The following is a 22,004-nucleotide window of genomic DNA, read 5'->3' on the forward strand; positions in this document are numbered from 1 at the left end:
GGATTGCCTAAATGCCAGAAAGAGTTTTAGATGTTAAAAATTTAAAAATAGATTTCCACACATACGCTGGTGAAGTTAAGGCCATCCGTAATGTTTCCTTCCACTTAAATAAGGGAGAAACTTTAGCTATTGTAGGTGAATCTGGATCAGGGAAATCAGTAACTACTCGTTCAATTATTGGTCTTCTTGCTCGAAATGCCAAAATTATGGGTGGAGAAATTAATTTCCACGGTCAAAACTTGCTTGACTTATCTGAAAAAGATTGGCAAGACATTCGTGGTAATAAGATTGCGATGATTTTCCAGGATCCAATGACTTCACTTGATCCTACTATGAAGATTGGTCAACAAATTGCGGAACCTTTGATTAAACATAAGGGTGCTTCTAAGAAGGAAGCATGGGCTAAGGCTTTGGAAATGATGAAGGCCGTTGGAATTCCTCATGCTGAAGAAAGAATTAATCAATATCCACACCAATTCTCAGGGGGTATGAGACAAAGAATCGTGATTGCGATTGCTTTGATTTGTGAACCGGAAATTTTACTTGCTGACGAACCAACAACTGCCTTGGACGTTACTGTACAAGCTGAAATTTTGGACTTGATGAAAGATTTACAAAAGAGAGTAAAAACTTCAATCATCTTCATTACTCACGACTTAGGTGTTGTGGCTGGGATGGCTGACAGAGTGGCTGTTATGTATGCTGGTGAATTTCTTGAATATGGAACTGTTGATGATATTTTCTATGATCCACAACATCCATATACTTGGGGATTGATCAACTCAATGCCTACTTTGGAAAGTGATACTTTGGAATCAATTCCAGGGACACCTCCAGATTTACTTGATCCACCGAAAGGTGATCCATTTGCTCCAAGAAATAGATACGCAATGAGAATTGATGTTCAAAGAAAGCCACCATTCTTCAAGGTTTCTGATACTCATTATGCGGCAACTTGGCTTTTAGCTCCGGGGGCACCAAAAGTAGAACCACCTGCAGAAATTCAAAGACGTTGGAAGAAATTTAAATTAATGAAGCAAGAAAAGAGCTTGCAAGATTAATCACAGCTTTAAGGGGGATTTAGATGCCAGAAGAAAAGAAGATTTTGGAAGTAAAGCATTTAAAACAATACTTCAAAAATGGACGAACAGTCACTAAAGCTGTTGACGATGTTAGCTTTAATATTTATGAAGGTGAAACTTTTGGCCTTGTAGGTGAATCAGGTTCAGGTAAAACCACCACTGGTCGTTCGATTTTACAACTTTACAATCCTACTAGTGGTGAAGTTATCTTTGAAGGAAAAAATGTTGAAAATTTGAAGAATCACGAAGATAAACTTAAGTTTAGACGTGATGCTCAAATGATTTTCCAGGATCCATATGCTTCACTTAATCCAAGAATGACGGTTGAAGATATTATTGCCGAAGGGCTAGATATTCACAATTTGGTAAAAACCAAAGAAGAACGTCGTAAACGTGTTGAAGAATTACTTGAAACTGTTGGTTTAAATAAAAACCATGCTAGCCGTTTCCCACACGAATTCTCTGGTGGTCAGCGTCAAAGAATTGGTATTGCACGTGCGCTTGCAGTAGAACCTAAATTTATCGTAGCTGATGAACCAATTTCAGCCTTGGACGTTTCCATTCAAGCCCAAGTTGTAAACTTGATGATTGAATTACAAAAGAAACGTGGCTTAACTTACTTGTTTATTGCCCACGATTTATCAATGGTTAAGTTTATTTCAGACCGAATCGGTGTTATGCACTTTGGTAAGTTGCTTGAAGTTGGTTCTGCTGATGATGTTTATGATAAACCACTTCATGATTATACGAAGAGTTTAATTTCAGCTGTTCCTGTACCCGATCCAGAAATTGAACGTCAACGTCACCGAATTGATTATGATCCAGAAAAGGAAGAGATGGATGGTAAAGTTCGGACAATGCACGAAATTCGTCCAGGACACTTTGTAAGATGTACTGATGATGAAGTTGCTCATTATGAACAAGTAGCTAAAAGCTATGAATAAAGATAAAAGTCTACCTCACAGTGGGTAGACTTTTTTGGTGGTAAAATTGAATTGACACTAATTTTGAATAGAGAAGGGATGGCCCATGAGTCACGAATTAACTTTTGACGAAATCGCTGGTTTTCAAAAAGATTATCGTCAACATAAACAAAATAAGGTTGCAGAACTTGCGGTAGTAAATAATGGTTTGCAGAAGGCAAGTTTTAATGAAGAAGCAGCTCGTGAATTAAATCGGACATTTTCAATTGAAATTCCAACTGATAATGTAACTGACCAAAAGCAATCAGGTCGTTGTTGGTTATTTGCTGCATTAAACGTTTTACGTCATGAATTTGCTAAAAAGTATAAGGCAAAGAACTTTATCTTTTCACAAAGCTATCTCTTTTTCTGGGATCGCATTGAAAGAGCGAATATTTTTTTCAATCATATCTTGGAAACTGCTGCTAAGCCATTAGATGATCGAACTGTTCACTATTATATGCAGGCACCGGATACGGATGGTGGTCAGTGGCATATGGCTGTTTCGTTGATTAGAAAGTATGGTTTAGTACCTGCTTATGCTCAAGCTGAAAGCTTTACTGCAAACAATACTGCTGCTTTTAATCAAGCGTTAAATATGAAATTGCGTGAAGACGCCATTGTTTTGCGTAAGTTGGTTCAAGATGGTCATGATGGTGAAGTTGAAGTAAAGAGACAAGAATTTTTGAGCGAAGTTTATCGCATGGCTACGATTGCCTTTGGTGAACCTGTGCATAAATTTGACTTGGAATTTAAGGATGATGAAGGAAAGTATCATATTGATCAAGATCTTACTCCACAAACTTTCTTTAAAGAATACTTTACGGATGATTTAGATGATTATGTGGTCTTGTTTAATGCGCCAGATCATGAATATGACAAGCTTTATTCATTGCCATTTGAAGATAATGTGGAAAACGGCACACCAGTTGAATTTTTGAATACTAAAATTGAGAACTTGAAAGAAGCGGCCATTAAGCAACTTAAAGCCGGGGAAACTTTCTGGTTTGGGTGTGATGTTGGTAAGCAAAGTGATCGTCAAAAGGGACTCTTAGCAGCTGATTTGTACGCAACTGACACTGTTTTTGATATTGAAACTAAATTGAGCAAAAAAGAGCGTCTTGAAACTGGTGCTAGTGGCTCGACTCACGCGATGACGATGGTTGGTGTTGACGTTGTAGCCGGCAAGCCTCGTCAATGGAAGATTGAAAACTCTTGGGGTAGCAAAGTTGGTGAAAAAGGCTACTTCGTGATGGATGACAAGTGGTTTGATGAATATTTATTCAAGGTTGTGGTGAAGAAAAAGTACTTACCAAAGAAGCTAGTTGAAATTGCGGAGAGCAAAGCTACGCCAGTTCCATGTTGGGATTCAATGGGTTAAAAATATGATTGATTTAGAAAAGCTCAAAGACTTTGTTAAAGAGCAGCTTGATGGTGAATCAACAGGACATGATTATTATCATGGGCAGCGCGTTGCTCATTTAGCAACTAAGATGTATTTGGCAGATAACCCACAGGCTCATGAAACGAGCCGCATGGTGGCAATTATTAGAGCCGGGAGCTATTTGCATGACACAATTGATGAAAAGGTAACTTCAAATCCAAATAAAGTAATTGAACAAATTCAAAAACTGCTTCCTGAGGTAGGGTTTGAAGATTTAGAAGTTAAAGACATTTTGTTTACTATTCAACATATGTCTTTTTCGGTTAATATTGAACATCATTATGAATTGCCACTTTCTGGAAAATACGTCCAAGATGCTGATCGTTTGGAAAGTTTGGGTGCGATAGGAATTGCGCGAGCTTTTACTTATGGCGGCAAACACGGCAACAAAATCTATGATCCTGAAATTAAGCCTGAAAAGCTGATCAGTCATGATCAGTATCGTAACCACACGGAGACAACGATTAATCATTTCTATGAGAAATTATTTGATCTGGAAAGTTTGGTGAATACCCCAGGTGGTAAAAAAGAAGCTCACAGACGCACAGAATATATGCGTGAGTTTGTGAATGAATTTATGGATGAATGGAATGTGTAAAAAAAGGCCTAAAAGTATTTTTGCTTTTAGGTCTATTTTTTATTTTAATAGTATTATAAAAATACTGAGGTAAGGAATTCATATAATGACAATTGGTGAAGCTTTAAGAAAAGAAAGAGAAAACTTGCATTATACGCAAACTCAAATGATAGAGAATACTTCTATCTCTCTATCTCATTATTCTAAAATTGAAAATGATACTCAGGATATCAAAGCTAAAGATCTTTTTCAATTGTTAACTGCTAGAAAAATTGATATTAATGAATTTAGTAAAGAAGTTATGGATAATATGGAAAAAAGTCTTGAAAATCTTTCCGACGAATTAATTAAGGCTTTTTATCGCCGAGATATTAAACTTGCTGAACAAATTAAAATGTCGATAGATAAATTTTCTAATGCGGATGAATTACAAATTAGATCTGAATTAGTAGTGGCAGTATTAACAAATACTATTAATTATACTAAGAAAAAGTTAAGTAATAGATTAACAAGGTATTTTCAGAAAAATAATAATTGGCTGACAGATGCAGATATGCTTCGAATTGTGGGAAATTCAACCCGAATTATTGATTTTAATTTATTAGCGGTTTTGATGGATAAGTTATTAGAAAAGTATAAAAAAATTGAAACATTTCCTTTAGATACCCAGAAACGAATAGGAAATATTTTCATTAATTATCTTCATGTTTTGTATGACTATGGTGCAGTAAGAACGGCACAAAAATATGTGATTTTTTTGGAACATTTGCCTGAAATACCAGAATTAGTATTTTGTAAGTTAATTGGATACTACTACGATGCTCTTTTTAGTGGAGATGATAAAAGATTAAAAGAGATAAGTAGCGTCTTAAAAATATTGACGCCCAAAATATTATCTGGTTTACCTAAGAAATAATTTCCAATTGGAAAACAAGAGTAAGTATTGGTAAAACGTATTCAATTTAAATTGAAAGTATGTAATATTAGGAATTGGAGATTATAGAGGAAAGGAGAGAACTAATTATTTTATGGACGTTTTAGTAACACCGGTAATTTTGACCATTATTAATTTAATTAAGTTTTTCTAACTGTATAATTGTAAAAAAGGAGAAAATATTATGGTTGTAGCAGAAGTTCAATTATTGCATACTTTATACTTACCTACTGCTAGGGTAGTTCAAAAAGGTAATGTTGGCGAAAAGTACATTTATGCATTACAAATGTATAAGGAAAACACATATATAAGTAGAATCCTTAATAATGAGAGTGCTTTATATTTTTCTTCCCCGCAGAGTATCTTAAAAGGGAGTGCCAGTGGACACACACAGACTTGGGAATATGCTACCGATAATAATTGGTTTGTGGGTGTAAAGCCTAATCCTCGTGTAAAAAAGGGAATTAAATGGAGTACCCAAATTGCTAGAATGAAGTTTGGACAAAGCTTTAAAAGCAATTTAGAATTGCCCCGATTATCTCAATTAGTTGAGGCTACAGATGCTAACTGGCATGGTGAACATCTATTACGAGTAGAGGCTGCAACTACTCCAAATTATGATAGGTTGTTAATAGCTGGTATTTGGGAGAATAAATCGGGTCATTTTGCATTGTATGATTTAAATTCAATTAATAGAGCATTAACTTCTTCCGGCATTTCAGCGGTTCCAATTAGTAATTTTGATAATAATAAAATTGCATTTCATATTAATAATTTTTATGGTGGCGGCAATGGTGATACATATATTAACTCAGTTCAAGGGTATGATATTGATAATAATAGAAATATTTACATCACATCTCAAAAAGCCACTACAAATGATAATGAAATTAGACCGAAAATTATAAAGCTTCCTTGGGGTTCTACTTCTAATAATGATGGCCAAGCTTTCTACTTAGATGGTATAATTGACAGAAAGTACTATACAGAATTAGAAAGTATACAAATTACCGGTACTGGAAAAGTGTATGTGACGGCTTCATATCATGACCGAAGTGTAGATAGTCCTGTTAAGGAAAGTAGAATTTATCAAGTATTTGGTATTTTGTAAAAAATAAGGAAAATAATCATGAAACCCATTAATCGATTCAAATTAAGTCTAGCTGTGTTAATGGTTGTTATATCAGTTTTTACATTATCTTCAAAGACTTCTGCGGCTACTTTTATAGGAACTTTAAATCACAATTCTTATTTGTATAATCAAAATGGAGTACGTCTAAAGACAAAAGGAAAACTGTATAAAAATCATAAAGTTAAATTGATTGGAAAATTAACAGAAAAAACTGTTACGATGCCCTATACTAGAACTCAATATGAAGGACGCCCTGTGAAAGCACCTTATTACTTTTTGATAAACAATTATGGGGAGTCGCCTAAACGGTGCTACCTTTCCTATAAAATGATTAAGAATCACCCTTATTATAGTTTAGGAAAGGGACAGTATATTCGTGCGGCTAATGTAGGACATATCGATAACCATACTGTTGCTGCAACTGAACGTATCTTGACCGTAAAGCGTAACGCTCATTTGTGGAGCTACAATTTAAAACCTCTTTCTGAAACAGTAATAAAAGGGCAAAAAGTTAAAGTAGATGCTTTAATTAACTTAGGAAACTACAATGTTACAAATAGAGTATATTGTTTTTATCGTATTAAAGGGACGCAAACCTATATTTATGCAAATGATACCAAAGCTCCAAGAATAGACTTGGAATTTGCTGAAAAGGCTGAAAACAGAAAATAAATATTCGAAAAATAGTCTGGGAAAAAACTCAGAAATTAAAAGATCCTACTAAATCTAGGCATTAATAAACCTTGATTTAATAGGATCTTTCTTTTGAGTAAAAGCCTAAATTAACTAAAAATAGACTTATTTCCCAGACTCTTTTTATTATTCTCTTTTTCTAAGCTGATTAAGCAAGTGAATCCCAAAGTGGAAGATCAGTAATTGGGCCTTCTGCAATCTTTCTTTGTTCTTCAGTCAAATACTTCTTGTGAACGACAACTTCGTAAACATAATCGTTGAACCATTCGTTGCTCATCACGAAGTAACCCTTGGAGCCAGATTTTTCACCCCATGAGTTTTCGACTTTCCATTGACGAATATCGCCTTGGTCTTCATCAACCCCGACTAAGGTCATGGCGTGTGAAACTTCACCTACACCAGTCCGTAAACGATCAGCCTTATCCATATCAAGGTTAACCCCGAACAAATCGTTTAACTTGTACAAATTAGTTGAAAGGTAACCAGTCTTGCGGTCCATTTGACGTAAAACATCGTTACCAAACCAAACAGCTTCGCCATCCTTTAATTGAGCAATTGAGGCGGTAGTGAGGTATTCCATTGGCACATTAAGAAGCTTAATTCTGTAAGCACCTTGAATGTTATCTTCACCTGGTAACCCATAAAGCTTGTTGTATTCGTGATCAGGAGCGTTGGTTAAAACTACATAATCATTTAAATCAACGTCACTTAAGTATTTGTGCAAGAATTCAAGTGGAGTTAAGTTCTTGTCTAAGTGATACTTTTTGTCGTCATCGCGATATTCCAAATCGAATCTCTTTGGGGGTTCACCCACTGCAATTGCCGTCATACGATAAACTTCGCTCAAAAACTTTTCACGAGTTTTTTCAATTTCGTCGTCCTTATTTTCGTTCTTTAATTTACGTAAAACAAGTGCATCTTTCTTAAGCTTATCGCCCAGAGCAGTCGCAAAACCAGTAGTATCGTTAGTGTTGAAGCTTTCTGGCATTGCGTATGATGGAACCACGCCGTATTTTTCAACAAGGGATGCAGCCATATGGAATTGACCACCGTCGCCACCAGCAAAGTCTAAGTGTGATTTTACTTCGTGTGAATCAAGAGGCTTATCTGCAGTTGCCAAAATATTGTTGTAAAAGATGTTAGCACGTTCAATTTTGTCCCAGAAGAAGTTATAAGCTTGAGAAAAAGTAAAGTTCTTAGCCTTGTATTTTTTGCCAAAAGCGTGACGCAAAACGTTTAAAGTCGCAAATTCCCAGCAACGACCTGAATGTTTTTGATTGGTAACATTATCAGTGTCAAGTTCAGTTGAGAAGACGCGAGTTAATTTGCTTTGGACGCGTTCATTGTATGATGCAGCAAGCACACCACTCTTTTGAGCAGCACGAGCTACAACTTGGTTTTGAGGATTTGCATTGAATTCTTTTGAAAACTTTTCAAGTTCTTGCAAGGTTAATTCATGAGCCATCAGAAAAATCTCCCTTTTTTAATCTATCTTTAAATTTATCTTATATTTTATTCCATCTTTAGAAAAAAGAAAAGCGGATTCAACTAGGAATCCGCTAATCTCCAGAGAATTATTATTGATAACTTATTTTTAAACTTCTTGCAATGTTTAAGTTAATCAATTTGAATTGAGCTATCATTGCTGTCAGCAGTTTGCTTTGGCAAAGTGATAGTCAATACACCATCATCATACTTTGCATGGATTTTATTTGCAACTATATTTGGTAATCTAAAGCTTCTAGAAATATGTCCTTCTTGTCTTTCTTGATGAATGACACTGTCATCTTTCTTGTCTAAGTTCTTAAGTGATTCTCTTGAACCTGATACGCTAAGGATGCCATCGGAGTAGTTAATCTTGATCTTATCCTTCTTCATACCAGGCATATCAATCTTAACGATGTAGTCCTTGTCGTTTTCTACAATATCTGACTTCATCATGTTTACAAAGTCAGTATCGTTAAAGAAGTTCTTTGGAAGATCGAACCAATCATTCATTACATCAAACATGTCATTGTTTTGACGATTCATCATATCATTTGCCATAGTACAACATCCTTTCAAGTTAGATTTATAAGAATATGTTTTTGACTTACAATCTTCATTGTAGTCGGATAGAATGAAATTTAAAGAATTTAGCCTTGTGATCGTGATCACTAAAGAAAAGGGGATAAAAATGGTTTACTATCAAAAAATGACACCAGAAGGTTATAAGGAAATTGAAGAAGAAATTGCTAGATTAAAAAAAGATCGTCCTAGAAGAATTAAGATTTTACAAGAAGCGCGGTCAATGGGAGATTTATCGGAAAATACTGAATATACTGAAGCTAAGAGAGATTTAGGCCACTTGCAAAGTAGATTGCGTTATTTGGGTAAGCAATTAAAATATGCCGAAATTGTGGAAACTAAAGACGATGGTAAAGTTGATTTAGGGAAGACGGTAGTTTTAAAGTTTGACGATGATGAAGACTCTGAAGAATATAAAATTGTTGGTCGGATGGAAGCTGATTTAGCTAAAGGGAAGATTGCTTTTGATTCACCTCTTGGCCAAGCAATTATGAAAAAGAAGGCTGGCATAACTGCTACAGTAGAAGCGCCTGCTGGCGAATATCAAGTTACAATTTTAGAAGTTAAATAAGTGAAAGCATCAGTAAATACTGACAAACACTTATTTTTCACAGATTTAGTTTAAGTATTTTAAATCTCTCACTTATGAAAGTGCTACCATTAGCTTATAGATGAGGGGAGAGATAATTATGCTAAACTGGATTTTAAAACAACCACCTTCCAAAAAGCTTGTTCCTAAAGATAAAATTGCAAGTTCTTATAAATGGCATCAATTAGGTGTGTTGCTTGCAACATGTATTGGGTACATTGGTTACTACATTATTCGTTTGATTTTTACTACTGAGCAAACGGATATCATGAAGGTTTACCACTTTACCACTGCAGATATTGGTTTGGTTCTTTCATGTTTTGGTATTGGGTACGGTTTTGCCAAATTGTTCATGGGGGCATTGGCAGATAAATGTGATTCTAATCGGTATTTGATGCTAGGATTGCTTTTATCGGCGATTTTGAACATTTTCTTGGGTTCAACTAGGAATCTGTATTTGATGATGTTTCTGATGTTTTTGATTGCGGTAACTCAAGGAATGGGTGCAGCAGCTTGTCAAAGAATGATTCAACTTTGGTGGGGAAAACGTCGCCGCGGCACCATTTATTCAATTTGGTCATCAGCTCATAATGCTGGTTCCTTTATTTGTGTGGCTATAGTTCAACTAGCTACATTTTTATTTGCTGGATCAATTTCTGCAGTCTTCTATACTGCTTCTGCAGTTTCATTTGCAATTTGTATTTTAATCTTAGTTTTAGGTGCTGATCGTCCACAAGTAGTTGGTTTACCTGATATTTCTACTTATACGGGAGACAAGGTATATTTGGACAATGGGAAAGTTTCAACCACTGATTCTACTGATTTAAGTATTTGGCAAATCTTTGTTAAATATATTTTGAAAAATAAACTAGTTTGGGCGGTTACTCTAACCTCAATGTCACTTTATTTAGTTAGATACGGCATTCAAAGTTGGATTCCATCATATTTAGTACAAAATAAAGGTTTTGATGCTAGTTTTGCTAAATGGTTAATTGGTATTTTTGAACTTGCTTCTGTTCCTGGAGTAATTATTATTGGGGCTATTTCAGATGCTTTAAAAGGACGTCGGGCTTTAGTTTCAATTGTTTGTGTAATCGGGATGCTTATTTGCTTGACGATATATTTTTTCAGCTCTAATCACACCATGATTGTGGTTGCTTTAATGATTATGGGGAACTTGATCTATGCACCCCTAACTTTGGTAGGATTAATGGTTAATGAAGTTGTCCCTAAATTTGCAGTTGGATCTTCAACGGGATTCATGGGATTTTTCCAATACATTTTTGGTGAAACTTTAGCTACGGCTTTAATCGGAATCTTAGTAAATAAGTACGGCTGGATTGCAAGTAATACCGTTCTTTATGTGGCTTCTGGTTTTGCAATTGTTTTCTTGATTTATACCGCCATTAGTGAAGTGAAACTTCAAAAAGAAGCCAAGACAAAAAATAAATAATGCTAATCACTATTTGATTGAAAAGTGCCTTTTATAATAGGGCGCTTTTTTGCTATAATAAGGAATTTGTAGGGTACATATGCAAATTTAGGGGTGAATTTAGTGAATACACCAGAATCAAGAGAGGGTAACTTGATTCGCTACGCTGTTTATTTAGCCGGATATTTGATGGCGCGTGGGGTAGTTAAAATAGTTACCATGAACTCGCCATTGAGAGTATGGGATTTGATCTTATTCGTTTTAATTACGGCAATGGTCTTGTTGTTTTATATTTATCGGTTTAATCGCGAACAGCGCTTTTTTCAGCGGGACTTTGTCTTGCCATGGTTAGGTAACTATGGTGCAACGGTAATCTTAACTCTAATTGTAATTGTGACGCGAATCGGCGTTTCTTGGCTGCAAGCTTATAACAAAGTCAGTTGGTATGGATTTCAAGCAGAATATTTAAGACATGAATCTGTTTCGATGTTTTGGTTTTTGATTGTAGCAATTGGGATTGTTTTACCGATTTTGCAAGAGTATTTGGCAACTGGATTTTTGTTTAATTACATGTTTAGACGAAATGAAGTTTCAGTCGCCATCTTAGGAATGTTAACATCGGGGATTTTATTTAGTTTATTTAATTTTCAAATGTCAATTCCACTATTTTTTATCAATATTTTTTATGGCGCCCTCTTTGCATGGTCTTACTTGTATACCCAAACTTTATGGATGCCAATCTATTTATCGGTCTTAAATGGTGTAATGCTAGTAATTATGACATAAAAGAAAAACAGATGACAAAAATGTCATCTGTTTTTTTGATATAAAAAGCGGATAGCGTGAATCGAACCCGCATCTTCAGCTTGGGAAGCTGACGTTCTACCATTTAACTATACCCGCATTACTCATTTATTTTAGCATGAAATGAATGTGGAAGCCAAATTAATTTTTAGGAATTACTTTTTCAACTTGTAAAGGAATATTTTTGCGATCAACTAAACTAGTGAAGTTTTGGAATAGCCATTGGCGTAATTCACTTGGAGTAATGATTAAAGGCATACGGTTGTGAATTGGTGCCATTATGCTATTGGGTTCAGTGGTAACCATTGAAAATTGGTCTTTTTTGTAAATCCCCGCAATCATTGTTAGTGGTTGGTTAGGATTATCGAAGCGATACTTTTGTCGATAAGTCTTACCATTTTTTCCTAAATAGGTTTCTTTACTAGTTTCAAAAAAGTAATCACTAATAATAATGCAACGCTCTTTTTCAAAAGATTTGTCCCACATGGAGGGTTTAGTTTCATAAAAACGTTCAATCCGAGCGTTAAAAATTACTTTCTTAGGGTCAAATGGGCTCGTAAAGCCCCAACTCTTTTGTTTTAATTGCAATTCGTCGTCTTTAAAAAGTAAAACTGGCGCAATTCCTTTAGGAAAAATATTTTCAGAATCTGATTTAAAATCGGGCGTAGCTAAAGGTAAATCTAGATCACTTTTTAAGTATTTTTGAATCGTAGCTAAATTTGGAATATGGAACTGATTGCACATAATTTTTCTCCTTTTCCTTTGATTATAGTCTAGGAATCCTTTATCTGGTTTAATCAAGCCCTAATTTTTGTTAAAATTATTCTAACTGAATGTAAATAAACATATAAAAAGAGAAGGAAGAATGATTATGGCAAAGGAAATTTTGCTGACAGGAGACCGACCAACCGGGAAGCTTCATATTGGTCACTATATTGGCTCATTAAAAAACCGTGTGAAATTGCAAAATGAAGGTAAATATGAGCCTTATATTATGATTGCAGACACGCAAGCGTTAACTGATAATGCACGTAATCCAGAAAAAATTCGTAATAGTTTGATTCAAGTAGCACTTGACTACTTAGCAGTAGGGATTGATCCATCTAAGTCTACTATTTTTGTTCAATCTCAAATCCCAGCTTTGTTTGAATTAACTGCTTACTACATGGATTTAGTAACTGTAGCTCGCTTGGAAAGAAATCCAACTGTAAAAACAGAAATTAAGCAAAAAGGATTTAAAGATTCAATTCCAGTTGGTTTTTTGAACTATCCGGTTTCTCAGGCTGCTGATATTACTGCTTTTAAAGCAACTATTGTGCCTGTTGGGGATGATCAAGAACCAATGCTTGAACAAACTCGTGAAATTGTTCGTACCTTTAACCGTGTGTACAACTGTGATGTTTTGGTAGAACCTAAGGGTTACTTTCCAGCAAAAGGTCAAGGACGTCTTCCAGGTCTTGATGGTAATGCTAAGATGTCTAAGTCACTTGGAAATGCTATTTACATTTCTGATGATGCTAAAACCGTTCAAAAGAAAGTTATGTCAATGTACACTGATCCAAATCATATTCATGTGGAAGATCCAGGTCAAATTGAAGGTAACACCGTCTTTACTTATCTTGATGTCTTTGATCCAGACAAGGATAAAGTGGCTGAGCTTAAAGAACAATATCAAAAGGGTGGCCTTGGCGACGTTAAGATTAAGCGCTATTTGAATCAAGTTCTAGAAAATGAACTAGCTCCAATTAGAGAACGTCGTGAAAAATATGCTCAAGATATTGATAGTGTTTATGAAATGCTTGAAGAAGGTTCAAAGAAAGCTAATGAAAAGGCTAATGAAACCTTGAAGCAAGTTCGGGATGCTATTGGTCTTAATTATTTTGAAAATAGATAAATCGAGGTAATTTAAATGCACGATCGAATTCCTTGGAAACAATATTTTATGATGCAGGCGTTAGTGATTGCTCAACGTTCGACCTGCAATCGTGCTTTAGTTGGTAGTGTTTTAGTTAAAGATAATCGCATTATTGGAACCGGCTATAATGGATCGGTTTCTGGTCAGCCTCATTGTGATGATGCTGGTCATCAAATGGTAGATGGACATTGTGTGCGCACTATTCATTCAGAAATGAATTCTTTAATTCAATGTGCTAAAAATGGCGTTTCAACTGCTGATACTGAAATTTATGTCACACATTTTCCTTGTTACAATTGTACGAAAGCACTCTTACAGGCTGGAGTGAAGAAGATCAATTATTATTTTGATTATCATGATAATCCGCTAGCAATACAATTGCTTCATGATTGTGGGGTACCATATGAACAAATTAAAATCGATCGAAAATACGTGGAAAGTTTGGCCCATAAACTTGAAGATGTCGAAAAAGACTCTTAGCTGGATAGCCGGTTTAATTGCGGTTTTTTGTATTTTAACTGGATTTAGCCAACCTGATATTGAAGATCAAGCTCATATTCTTAATAAAGAAACACGTAATTTAATTATGGCTAAAAATGCTCGTTATTGGCAAACAGGGGAGCAACCTCAAATTGTTGTTAAAACTGTAAATCGTCTCGATAAGTTAACTCCTAAAGCTTTAAATAAATCAGATAAGACAGTTTTTATTGTAGTAGGAGTTAAAGGTAAAAAGCGTAATGTGCAAATTTATTCAACTAAAGATTTACACGGTGCTTTTACAGCTGAAGTACGGATGAATATTATTCGAGCTGAAGCTGATAAATTACGGAGTTCGAATAATGCGACTTTTAATCAGGGGTTGAGATTCGTTTTTCGAGCAGTTGCAACTAAGATTGATCAGGAGTATCAGTACACTCTTGATAAGTATGATTTATCTGATAAAGAACAAAGTAAAATTAGTCATCCTCATAAAGTGGCGCTTCCGATTGCTTTAGCTCTTGCGCTAGTAGTAATGGGTTTAGTTTATCTTTTCCGTAGGGTTAGAAGCGATCCGAATAATCAATAAATTGAATTTGACTAAGCAGACCTTGAGTATTAAACTCTCAATGGACATAATTTAGCAAATAAACTGTTAGGTGAGACTCCTACGTGAACACACGCTATCGCCCAGAAACATCTAGAGATGCCAACGGGTTAAATAGGTGTCGTCGACTTAAGGCGAGATCCAGATAGCTAGCATGTGCTTACGTCACGTAGTGTTAAAACTGAACGACGAGTATTAAGAAGCCTTGTTTGGCATGATCACTTACAGTTTTTGTAAGTGATCTTTTTTGTTTATTTGCAGAGATAACTAAAGGAGTGGGTAGTATGCTGAAAGCGCCGAATAAAAATAAGCTCAGCGGCGATTTGCGATTAGTAAAAAGAATTGCACAGGAAACTCGAGTAGAAACTTTAGCTAGACTTCATGCAAGTGCAGAAGGTTTATCAACTAAACAGGCTAATATTAACCGAGAAGAATATGGGGCTAACGAAATTGTTCAACCAAATACTTCCAAGCTTCATTTCTTTGTTAAATCATTTTTGACACCATTTACAATTACATTGTTTGTTTTAGCTGTATTGTTAATTGTGTTAGATGTCATCCCTTCTGATCAAAATAGTGTGAGTACCATCATTATTATTTTGATTATGGTGATTCTGGCAGGTGTAATTAGATTTTTTCAAAATCTAAAAACTTCTGATGCAATTGAGAAGCTTCTGGAAATGGTTTCTGTCACTACAAATGTAAAACGTGATGGCGAGGATCAAGAATTGCCTACCAATGAAGTGGTAGTAGGGGATATTATTCATTTATCTGCGGGGGATATGGTGCCTGCAGATATGCGCTTACTTAGAAGCAAGGACTTATTTTGCCTTACGAGCTCAATTGATGGAGAATTTGAACCTAAGGAGAAGATTGCGACTAAAGTTCCGCGTTTTGCGCAAGCAGATAATTATTTAAGTTATCCTAATATTCTCTATGAAGGGACAACAATTCTTTCGGGATCAGGAGTAGGAGTGGTTTTTGCAACAGGTACTCATACAATGTTTGGTAGAATGCTTCGTGATGAAAATCGTAAGAAGATTCGCGAAACAACTTTTAATATTGGAATTAAAAGTATCACTAAATTACTATTGATTATGATGCTAATCGTGAGTATTTTGATTTTTGTTATCAACAGTCTAATAAAAAAGAACTTGGATTTAGCTTTAGTTTTTGCAATTGCAACAGGTGCTACACTTCTTCCAGAAATGTTACCCACAATCGTGACTGCGAACTTGGTCCGAGGAAGTAAAGAGATGGCGAAGCATGGCAGTGTTGTCAAAAAGTTAAATTCAGTTCAGAATTTTGGGTCGGCTGATGTTCTTTGTACAGATAAGACGGGGATTTTAACTCAAGATAAAGTTATGTTAGAACGTCACTATGACCTCACGATGCAAGAGACGAAAAAAATCTTAAAACTGGCATACCTTAATTCTTACTATCAAACTGGGATGCAAGATTTGATTGATGAAGCGATCATTGATGCGGCCGGAGATGAATTGGACGTTGATGATATTCAACGTGACTATAACAAAATTGATGAAATTCCTTTTGATTATACGCGTCGAAGAATGAGTGTTGTGGTAGCTAATTCAGATCGAGAGCATGGAGAACACCTCTTAGTGACTAAGGGTGCTGCTGAAGAGATGCTTAAAGTATCAACTAAAGTTGAATTAAATGGACAAATACTACCTTTAACTGATGTTAGAAAGAAGCTTATTTTAGAGCAAGTTGAAGATATGAACGATGATGGGATGCGCGTTCTTTTGCTAGGATATAGGCGTAATCCAGCTCCTGTTGGTGAATTTTCAGTTAAAGATGAAAATAATTTAACTTTAGTTGGTTTTCTAACTTTCTTAGATCCACCAAAGGAAAGTGCCCGGGTCTCATTAGCCAAACTTAAAAGAGACGGCATTACCGTTAAAATTTTGACTGAGGATAATGAAGCTGTGACCCGTGCTTTGGGACTTCAGGTCGGATTAAATGTTGATGTGGTTTATTCTGCTGATGACTTGAAAGATAAAACTAGCGTTGAATTAGCTCAAATGGTAGAAGATTGTAATATCTTCGTAGAACTGACACCAGAATTAAAGACGAAGATTATTCAAGCTTTGCGCAAAAATGGCCATGTGGTAAGTTACATGGGTGATAAAATCAATGATGCTCCAGCAATGCGTGCTTCTAATGTGGCTGTTTCGGTAGATCATGCTGTGGATATTGCAAAAGAGAGTGCCGATGTTATTTTGCTTCATAAAGATTTACTGGTGTTAGAAGAATCCATTCGAATTGGGCGCAATATCTTAGGAAATATCATGAAGTATTTTAAGATATTATTGACCTCAAACTTTGGTATGGCATTATCTTTAATAATTGCTTCGCTCTGCTTGCCATTTTTACCATTAAGCCCATTTCAATTGGTAGTTTTAAATTTGATTTTTGCTATCAGCTGTTTAGCTATTCCATACGATAAAATGTCCTCAGAATATTTGGATAAACCGAGGAATTGGCGCATTAAACAGTTGCCAAAATTCATGGTGATTTTTGGATCGGTTTCGACTTTATTTGATGTAATTACTTTTGCAGCCTTATTCTTTGTAATTTGTCCTTACTTAATGGGTGGAAATTATAATGAGCTTTCTTTAAATAGTAAAAATGCCTTTGCGGCGCTATTTAATACAGGCTGGTTTATTGAAACGTTGTGGCTGCAAGAGTTGATCATTCATGTTTTGCGTGACGGCAAGTTCCCATTTATTAAGCAACATGCTACAAGTACCGTGATTTTAGCAACAATGATTGCAGGTTTAATTGGAACGATGCTGGCTTATTCAAATCTATCTGGTTTATTCCACTTTGCGGAATTACCAAGCAGCTACTTGTGGTTTGTACTAATAATGATGGTACTTTACATTTTAGTTGCAAGCATAGTAAAATATTTTTACTTAAAAAAGAAAAAATTTCTAATATAATTCTATGAAAAGGGATTCTGTTAAAGAAATCCCTTTTTTGATGGTGTATCATAGAACAAGAACTATTTCATTTGAAGGAGCATTTTTTATGGCTGAAAAGAAAACTTTTTATATTACAACTCCAATTTATTACCCATCTGGTAAATTAACTATTGGTAATGCTTATACCACTGTTGCAGCTGATTCAATGGCTCGTTACAAGCGTAATCAAGGCTATGATACTTTCTTTTTGACTGGAACTGATGAACACGGTCTTAAGATTGAACAAAAAGCTGAAGCTAAAGGGATCAAACCTCAAGAATTTGTTGATGAAATGGCAGCTTCTTACAAAAAGCTTTGGAAGATGTTAGATATTTCATATGATAAGTTTATTCGTACCACTGATAAAGAACACGTTGAAGCTGTTCAAAAGATCTTCGAAAAGTTGTTAAAGCAAGGTGATATTTACTTAGGCGAATACACTGGCTGGTACTCAGTTGAAGATGAGGAATACTTTACTGAATCTCAACTTGCTGAAGTTTACCGAGATGATAAAGGCAACGTAGTGGGCGGAAAGGCTCCATCTGGCCATGAAGTTCAACTGGTGAGAGAACCTTCATACTTCTTTAAAATGAGTAAATATGCAGATCGTCTTTTGCAATATTATAAAGATCATCCTGACTTTATCTTGCCTCATTCTCGTGAAAAAGAAATGATTAACAACTTCATTAAGCCAGGTCTTGAAGACTTATCTGTAACTCGTACGACAGTAAACTGGGGTATTCCTGTCCCAAGCGATCCTAAACACGTAGTATACGTTTGGATCGATGCTTTATCCAACTATATCACCGCTTTAGGATACGGTTCTGATGATGATTCATTATTCAAGAAGTACTGGCCTGCCGACGTTCATTTGGTAGGTAAAGAAATTGTTCGTTTCCACACTATTTATTGGCCAATTATGTTGATGGCACTTGGTTTGCCACTTCCTAAGCAAATCTTTGGTCATGGTTGGGTTTTGATGAAAGATGGTAAAATGTCAAAATCTAAGGGAAATGCAGTTTACCCAGAAATGATCGTGGAACGTTACGGCTTAGATGCTCTTCGTTACTACTTAATGCGGGAAATCCCATTTGGTTCTGATGGTATCTTTACTCCAGAAGACTTTGTTGAAAGAGTAAACTTTGATCTTGCTAATGATTTGGGTAATCTTTTGAACAGAACGGTTTCAATGATTAACCAATACCAAGATGGTGTGGTTGCCCCAGTTAGCCAAACTCAAGATGAATTTGGTCAAGATCTAATTAAGACTGCAACTGAAGCAATTACCGAATACCAAACTCAAATGGATGAATTGCACTTCTCTAAGGCGCTTGACAGTATTTGGAAGTTAATCTCACGTGCTAATAAGTACATTGATGAAACTACTCCTTGGGTATTAAACAAAGAAGGCAAGACAGAAGAATTATCACGTGTAATGACTAATTTGGCTGAAAGTCTTCGTCTAGTAGCAGTTTTAATTTCTCCAATTATGACTGAAAGTCCAGTGAAGATGTTTAAGCAATTGGGTCTTGATTGGAACAATGATGATCAAAAGGCTCTTGAATTTGGTGGTTTTGATTGGGATGTTAAGGTAATTGAAAAACCAACCCCAATTTTCCCAAGACTTAAGAATGATGTTGAAGTTAAGTACATCAAGGACCAAATGAAGAAGGCTAAGCCAAAGAAACAAACTAGAAGTGAACAGAAGAAAGAAAAACACATTACTATTGATGATTTTGATAAAGTAAAGATTCAAGTAGGTAAAATTCTTTCAGTAGAACCAGTTAAGGGTTCAAGTAAACTTTTGATGTTTAAGCTTGACTTTGGTAATGGTCAAGAACGTCAAATCTTAAGTGGAATCCGTAAGTTTTACCCAGATGCAAGTGAACTTTTAGATAAAAAGGTTCTTGCAGTTACTAACTTGAAGCCACGTAAGATGCTTGGTCATGAAAGTCAAGGAATGCTTTTATCAAGTGAAAAAGATGGCAAAGTGAAGTTAGCAATTGTTGGCGATGAACATGAAATCGGGGCAGAATTAGGCTAATGCAGATTATTGATAATCATACTCACTTAAATGATGAGCCTTTTCGGGGTAAGGAAGAATATTACCTCGATCGGGCTAAAGAATTAGATGTAACCAAAGTGATTTGTGCTGGGCAGGATCCTGATTTTAATGAGCGTGCAATTGATTTGGCTCAACGGTTTGACAATGTTTATGCGATGGTTGGCTTGAATCCGGATATTGCAAAAAATTATGATCAAAAAGCTGAAGATAAGTTGATTGAACAACTCCAAATGCCAAAAGTGGTTGCTTTAGGAGAAGTAGGTCTTGATTATTATTGGGATGAATCGCCAAGAGATGTTCAACAGGATGTTTTTAGAAGACAAATTGAAGTTGCACATGAATTAAAGATGCCCGTTGACATTCATACTAGGGATGCTTTTGAGGATTGCTATAAAATTTTAAAAGAAAGCAATCTGGAATATGGCGCAATTTTGCATAGCTTTAATGGTTCGGCTGAATGGTTAAATAAATTCTTAGATTTAAACGTTTATTTCTCTTATTCTGGAGTTGTATCTTTTACTAAGGCAAAGGAAGTTCATGAGTCAGCTAAAAAAGCTCCTTTAGATAGAATTTTGGTTGAAACCGATGCTCCTTATTTAACTCCTAAGCCATATCGTGGTAAACAAAATGAACCAGCATATGTTCGATATGTTGCTCAAGCAATTGCGGACTTAAAAGAGATACCTTTAGAAGAAGTGGCCTATGCTACTTATGCGAATACTGTGAGAGTTTATGGTCTTGAATAAAAAGAATTTTAATGCCGTTGTCGTAGTTGAAGGAAAAGATGATACAATTCGACTTAAACAATTTTTTCCTGGGATAGAAACTATAGAAACTAATGGGTCTGCTGTTTCAAAAGAAGTTCTGGCAGAATTGAAAAAGTTAAGCCAAAAAAGAGATATCATTGTCTTTACTGATCCTGATTTTAACGGTGAAAGAATCAGAAGAATTGTTTCTGAGGCAGTTCCTAATGCCAAACAAGCTTTTATTACACGTGAAGAAGGAAAACCAGATAAAAAAGGTAATAGTCTTGGAGTTGAACATGCTTCAAAAGAAGCTATTGAGCGAGCTTTGAGTGACCTTTATGAAGTAAAACCAGAAGTTAGTGACATAACTAAAAAAGCTTATCAGAACCTGGGATTTGTTGGTGGTAGCAATTCTAAAATTTTACGTGAAAAAGTGGGCATTAAACTTGGGATTGGATACGGCAATTCTAAACAATTTTATAAACGATTAGTTACTTTTGGCGTATCTCTAGATGAGTTAGTAGAAGTGGTAAAGGAAATAGAAAATGGCAAATAATATTCCAATTGGATCTCCTGTTAGAACGCAGGCGATTGTTAATCGTTATTTTGTTAAAGCTAAAAAGAATTTAGGACAAAACTTTTTAATTGATCATGATGCAATTATGGGAATTGTTGAAGCAGCGCAAGTAAAACCCGGGGATCAAGTTATTGAAATTGGACCAGGAATAGGTTCTTTAACAGAACAACTTCTTTTAGCAGGTGCAAAAGTGTTCGCATATGAGGTGGATGATTCACTTCCTGAAATTCTTCACAATGAATTACCACAAACAATCGATGGAGAAGATTTAGATAGTCGATTCAAATTAATGTTAAAAGATGTCTTGAAGGCAGATTTTGATCATGATTTAGCTGGATTTTTTGACTTGAATAAAGGCGTGAAAGTTGTAGCTAATTTACCCTACTACATTACAACACCAATTATTTTTGGTTTAGCTGAATCAAATCTCAATTTTGAAAGTTTAACCTTGATGATGCAAAAGGAAGTTGCGGAAAGGTTAGTTGCAAGTCCTGGTAATAAAGCGTTTGGGCCACTTTCAATTGCGGTTCAAACTGAAATGGACGTTAAGATTGCACTTGAAGTTAAGAATACCTCATTTATGCCAAGTCCCAAGGTTGATTCTAGTGTCGTTGTTCTTACCCCATTGGAAAATAAACCAGATATTCCTAATCGTAAACATTTTAATTGGGTAGTAAAAATGTGTTTTTCTCAAAGAAGAAAGACTTTGAATAATAATCTGAAAAACGTAATTCCTGATAAGGATGAAAGAGAAAAGCTCATTTCTAGTCTAGGAGTAGATCCACGGGTTAGGCCGGAGGATTTGACGATTTCACAATTTATCCAAATTGCTAAGGCTATTCCGATGAAGCAGTAGGCTTTAAAAGCTTGTGAAAAATTGACAATTAACCCTTTTTATGATAGAATCGTCCAAA

21 protein-coding genes, 1 tRNA gene and 1 riboswitch are annotated in these 22,004 nt (G+C 35.4%); of the genes, 18 read left to right on the forward strand and 4 right to left on the reverse strand.

All coding sequences use genetic code 11. The features are described from left to right. Nucleotides 1–11: 11 nt before the first annotated feature. The 7 genes from KBW87_RS00935 (at nt 12) to KBW87_RS00965 (ending at nt 6,803) form a co-directional block, all read left to right on the forward strand. Nucleotides 12–1,061 (forward strand): ABC transporter ATP-binding protein, encoded by a 1,050-nt coding sequence (locus tag KBW87_RS00935; protein WP_057810335.1) that lies wholly within the window; start codon nt 12–14, stop codon nt 1,059–1,061. Between the two features lie 23 nt (nt 1,062–1,084). Continuing rightward, on the forward strand, nt 1,085–2,026 hold the full coding sequence (locus KBW87_RS00940) for an ABC transporter ATP-binding protein (RefSeq protein WP_004045780.1): 942 nt from the start codon (nt 1,085–1,087) through the stop codon (nt 2,024–2,026). A gap of 85 nt (nt 2,027–2,111) precedes the next feature. After that, the gene (locus KBW87_RS00945; protein WP_057810337.1) at nt 2,112–3,425 is read left to right on the forward strand and encodes a C1 family peptidase; all 1,314 of its coding nucleotides are present in this window, start codon (nt 2,112–2,114) and stop codon (nt 3,423–3,425) included. 4 nt (nt 3,426–3,429) lie between these two features. Next, nucleotides 3,430–4,086, forward strand: a complete 657-nt coding sequence (locus KBW87_RS00950; protein WP_420896553.1) for an HD domain-containing protein — start codon at nt 3,430–3,432, stop codon at nt 4,084–4,086. An 85-nt stretch (nt 4,087–4,171) separates the two neighbouring features. Further along, complete coding sequence (locus KBW87_RS00955; RefSeq protein WP_057810339.1) at nt 4,172–4,981, forward strand: helix-turn-helix domain-containing protein; 810 nt, start codon at nt 4,172–4,174, stop codon at nt 4,979–4,981. A gap of 202 nt (nt 4,982–5,183) precedes the next feature. Then, a complete protein-coding gene (locus KBW87_RS00960) occupies nt 5,184–6,110 on the forward strand; it encodes a helveticin J family class III bacteriocin (RefSeq protein ID WP_162255601.1) in 927 nt (308 codons plus the stop codon). 18 nt (nt 6,111–6,128) lie between these two features. Then, nucleotides 6,129–6,803 carry an SLAP domain-containing protein gene (locus KBW87_RS00965; protein WP_057810341.1) on the forward strand — a complete coding sequence of 225 codons (675 nt, stop codon included), beginning with the start codon at nt 6,129–6,131 and terminating at the stop codon, nt 6,801–6,803. A gap of 169 nt (nt 6,804–6,972) precedes the next feature. Here KBW87_RS00965 and KBW87_RS00970 read toward each other — a convergent pair whose 3' ends face one another. Both KBW87_RS00970 and KBW87_RS00975 read right to left on the reverse strand, forming a co-directional pair. Next, nucleotides 6,973–8,289: a C1 family peptidase gene (locus tag KBW87_RS00970; RefSeq protein WP_057810344.1), complete on the reverse strand. Its 1,317-nt coding sequence runs from the start codon at nt 8,287–8,289 to the stop codon at nt 6,973–6,975. Between the two features lie 152 nt (nt 8,290–8,441). Further along, a complete protein-coding gene (locus KBW87_RS00975) occupies nt 8,442–8,870 on the reverse strand; it encodes an Hsp20/alpha crystallin family protein (protein ID WP_057810346.1) in 429 nt (142 codons plus the stop codon). A gap of 130 nt (nt 8,871–9,000) precedes the next feature. On the opposite strand from KBW87_RS00975, the gene greA reads away from it, so the two are divergent. The 3 genes from greA to KBW87_RS00990 all read left to right on the forward strand — a co-directional run bounded on the left by greA (nt 9,001) and on the right by KBW87_RS00990 (nt 11,698). Then, entirely contained in the window at nt 9,001–9,462 is a 462-nt protein-coding gene (gene greA / locus KBW87_RS00980; protein WP_004045770.1) for a transcription elongation factor GreA, read from the forward strand. 118 nt (nt 9,463–9,580) lie between these two features. Next, nucleotides 9,581–10,933, forward strand: coding sequence for an MFS transporter (locus tag KBW87_RS00985; RefSeq protein ID WP_057810348.1), 1,353 nt, complete (start codon nt 9,581–9,583; stop codon nt 10,931–10,933). 102 nt (nt 10,934–11,035) lie between these two features. Next, complete coding sequence (locus KBW87_RS00990) at nt 11,036–11,698, forward strand: CPBP family intramembrane glutamic endopeptidase (RefSeq protein WP_057810350.1); 663 nt, start codon at nt 11,036–11,038, stop codon at nt 11,696–11,698. Between the two features lie 46 nt (nt 11,699–11,744). On the opposite strand, the gene KBW87_RS00995 is transcribed toward KBW87_RS00990, so the two are convergent. Then, nucleotides 11,745–11,815 (reverse strand) — tRNA-Gly (locus KBW87_RS00995). A gap of 42 nt (nt 11,816–11,857) precedes the next feature. Next, on the reverse strand, nt 11,858–12,460 hold the full coding sequence (locus KBW87_RS01000) for an SOS response-associated peptidase family protein (protein WP_057810352.1): 603 nt from the start codon (nt 12,458–12,460) through the stop codon (nt 11,858–11,860). A 127-nt stretch (nt 12,461–12,587) separates the two neighbouring features. Here KBW87_RS01000 and trpS point away from each other — a divergent pair, with 127 nt between their 5' ends. From trpS to rsmA, 8 genes are all read left to right on the forward strand, one after another. Then, nucleotides 12,588–13,610, forward strand: a complete 1,023-nt coding sequence (gene trpS / locus KBW87_RS01005; protein ID WP_057810354.1) for a tryptophan--tRNA ligase — start codon at nt 12,588–12,590, stop codon at nt 13,608–13,610. 15 nt (nt 13,611–13,625) lie between these two features. After that, a complete protein-coding gene (locus KBW87_RS01010) occupies nt 13,626–14,111 on the forward strand; it encodes a deoxycytidylate deaminase (RefSeq protein WP_004045761.1) in 486 nt (161 codons plus the stop codon). Next, nucleotides 14,092–14,697, forward strand: coding sequence for a TPM domain-containing protein (locus KBW87_RS01015; protein WP_157055138.1), 606 nt, complete (start codon nt 14,092–14,094; stop codon nt 14,695–14,697). The genes KBW87_RS01010 and KBW87_RS01015 overlap by 20 nt, the downstream gene beginning before the upstream one ends. Before the next feature lie 55 nt (nt 14,698–14,752). Beyond that, a riboswitch (M-box (ykoK) riboswitch) is annotated at nt 14,753–14,916 on the forward strand. An 83-nt stretch (nt 14,917–14,999) separates the two neighbouring features. Beyond that, a complete protein-coding gene (gene mgtA / locus KBW87_RS01020; RefSeq protein ID WP_057810358.1) occupies nt 15,000–17,681 on the forward strand; it encodes a magnesium-translocating P-type ATPase in 2,682 nt (893 codons plus the stop codon). Nucleotides 17,682–17,769: 88 nt separating this feature from the next. Further along, nucleotides 17,770–19,746 (forward strand): methionine--tRNA ligase, encoded by a 1,977-nt coding sequence (metG, locus tag KBW87_RS01025; protein WP_057810360.1) that lies wholly within the window; start codon nt 17,770–17,772, stop codon nt 19,744–19,746. Further along, nucleotides 19,746–20,513, forward strand: coding sequence for a TatD family hydrolase (locus tag KBW87_RS01030; RefSeq protein ID WP_057810363.1), 768 nt, complete (start codon nt 19,746–19,748; stop codon nt 20,511–20,513). The genes metG and KBW87_RS01030 overlap by 1 nt, the downstream gene beginning before the upstream one ends. Beyond that, complete coding sequence (gene rnmV, locus KBW87_RS01035; protein WP_057810365.1) at nt 20,500–21,069, forward strand: ribonuclease M5; 570 nt, start codon at nt 20,500–20,502, stop codon at nt 21,067–21,069. Before KBW87_RS01030 ends, rnmV begins: the two co-directional genes overlap by 14 nt. Then, nucleotides 21,059–21,946 carry a 16S rRNA (adenine(1518)-N(6)/adenine(1519)-N(6))-dimethyltransferase RsmA gene (gene rsmA, locus KBW87_RS01040; protein ID WP_057810366.1) on the forward strand — a complete coding sequence of 296 codons (888 nt, stop codon included), beginning with the start codon at nt 21,059–21,061 and terminating at the stop codon, nt 21,944–21,946. Before rnmV ends, rsmA begins: the two co-directional genes overlap by 11 nt. The last annotated feature ends 58 nt before the right edge of the window (nt 21,947–22,004 follow it).

It is taken from the genome of Lactobacillus intestinalis, assembly GCF_024397795.1.
Taxonomy (GTDB): Bacteria; Bacillota; Bacilli; order Lactobacillales; family Lactobacillaceae; genus Lactobacillus; species Lactobacillus intestinalis.

Coding starts and splice junctions, on each gene's coding strand:
- KBW87_RS00935 (WP_057810335.1), top strand. CDS start 12: ATGCCAGAAAGAGTTTTAGATGTTAAAAATTTAAAAATAGATTTCCAC.
- KBW87_RS00940 (WP_004045780.1), top strand. CDS start 1,085: ATGCCAGAAGAAAAGAAGATTTTGGAAGTAAAGCATTTAAAACAATAC.
- KBW87_RS00945 (WP_057810337.1), top strand. CDS start 2,112: ATGAGTCACGAATTAACTTTTGACGAAATCGCTGGTTTTCAAAAAGAT.
- KBW87_RS00950 (WP_420896553.1), top strand. CDS start 3,430: ATGATTGATTTAGAAAAGCTCAAAGACTTTGTTAAAGAGCAGCTTGAT.
- KBW87_RS00955 (WP_057810339.1), top strand. CDS start 4,172: ATGACAATTGGTGAAGCTTTAAGAAAAGAAAGAGAAAACTTGCATTAT.
- KBW87_RS00960 (WP_162255601.1), top strand. CDS start 5,184: ATGGTTGTAGCAGAAGTTCAATTATTGCATACTTTATACTTACCTACT.
- KBW87_RS00965 (WP_057810341.1), top strand. CDS start 6,129: ATGAAACCCATTAATCGATTCAAATTAAGTCTAGCTGTGTTAATGGTT.
- KBW87_RS00970 (WP_057810344.1), bottom strand. CDS start 8,289: ATGGCTCATGAATTAACCTTGCAAGAACTTGAAAAGTTTTCAAAAGAA.
- KBW87_RS00975 (WP_057810346.1), bottom strand. CDS start 8,870: ATGGCAAATGATATGATGAATCGTCAAAACAATGACATGTTTGATGTA.
- greA (WP_004045770.1), top strand. CDS start 9,001: ATGGTTTACTATCAAAAAATGACACCAGAAGGTTATAAGGAAATTGAA.
- KBW87_RS00985 (WP_057810348.1), top strand. CDS start 9,581: ATGCTAAACTGGATTTTAAAACAACCACCTTCCAAAAAGCTTGTTCCT.
- KBW87_RS01000 (WP_057810352.1), bottom strand. CDS start 12,460: ATGTGCAATCAGTTCCATATTCCAAATTTAGCTACGATTCAAAAATAC.
- trpS (WP_057810354.1), top strand. CDS start 12,588: ATGGCAAAGGAAATTTTGCTGACAGGAGACCGACCAACCGGGAAGCTT.
- KBW87_RS01010 (WP_004045761.1), top strand. CDS start 13,626: ATGCACGATCGAATTCCTTGGAAACAATATTTTATGATGCAGGCGTTA.
- KBW87_RS01015 (WP_157055138.1), top strand. CDS start 14,092: ATGTCGAAAAAGACTCTTAGCTGGATAGCCGGTTTAATTGCGGTTTTT.
- mgtA (WP_057810358.1), top strand. CDS start 15,000: ATGCTGAAAGCGCCGAATAAAAATAAGCTCAGCGGCGATTTGCGATTA.
- metG (WP_057810360.1), top strand. CDS start 17,770: ATGGCTGAAAAGAAAACTTTTTATATTACAACTCCAATTTATTACCCA.
- KBW87_RS01030 (WP_057810363.1), top strand. CDS start 19,746: ATGCAGATTATTGATAATCATACTCACTTAAATGATGAGCCTTTTCGG.
- rnmV (WP_057810365.1), top strand. CDS start 20,500: ATGGTCTTGAATAAAAAGAATTTTAATGCCGTTGTCGTAGTTGAAGGA.
- rsmA (WP_057810366.1), top strand. CDS start 21,059: ATGGCAAATAATATTCCAATTGGATCTCCTGTTAGAACGCAGGCGATT.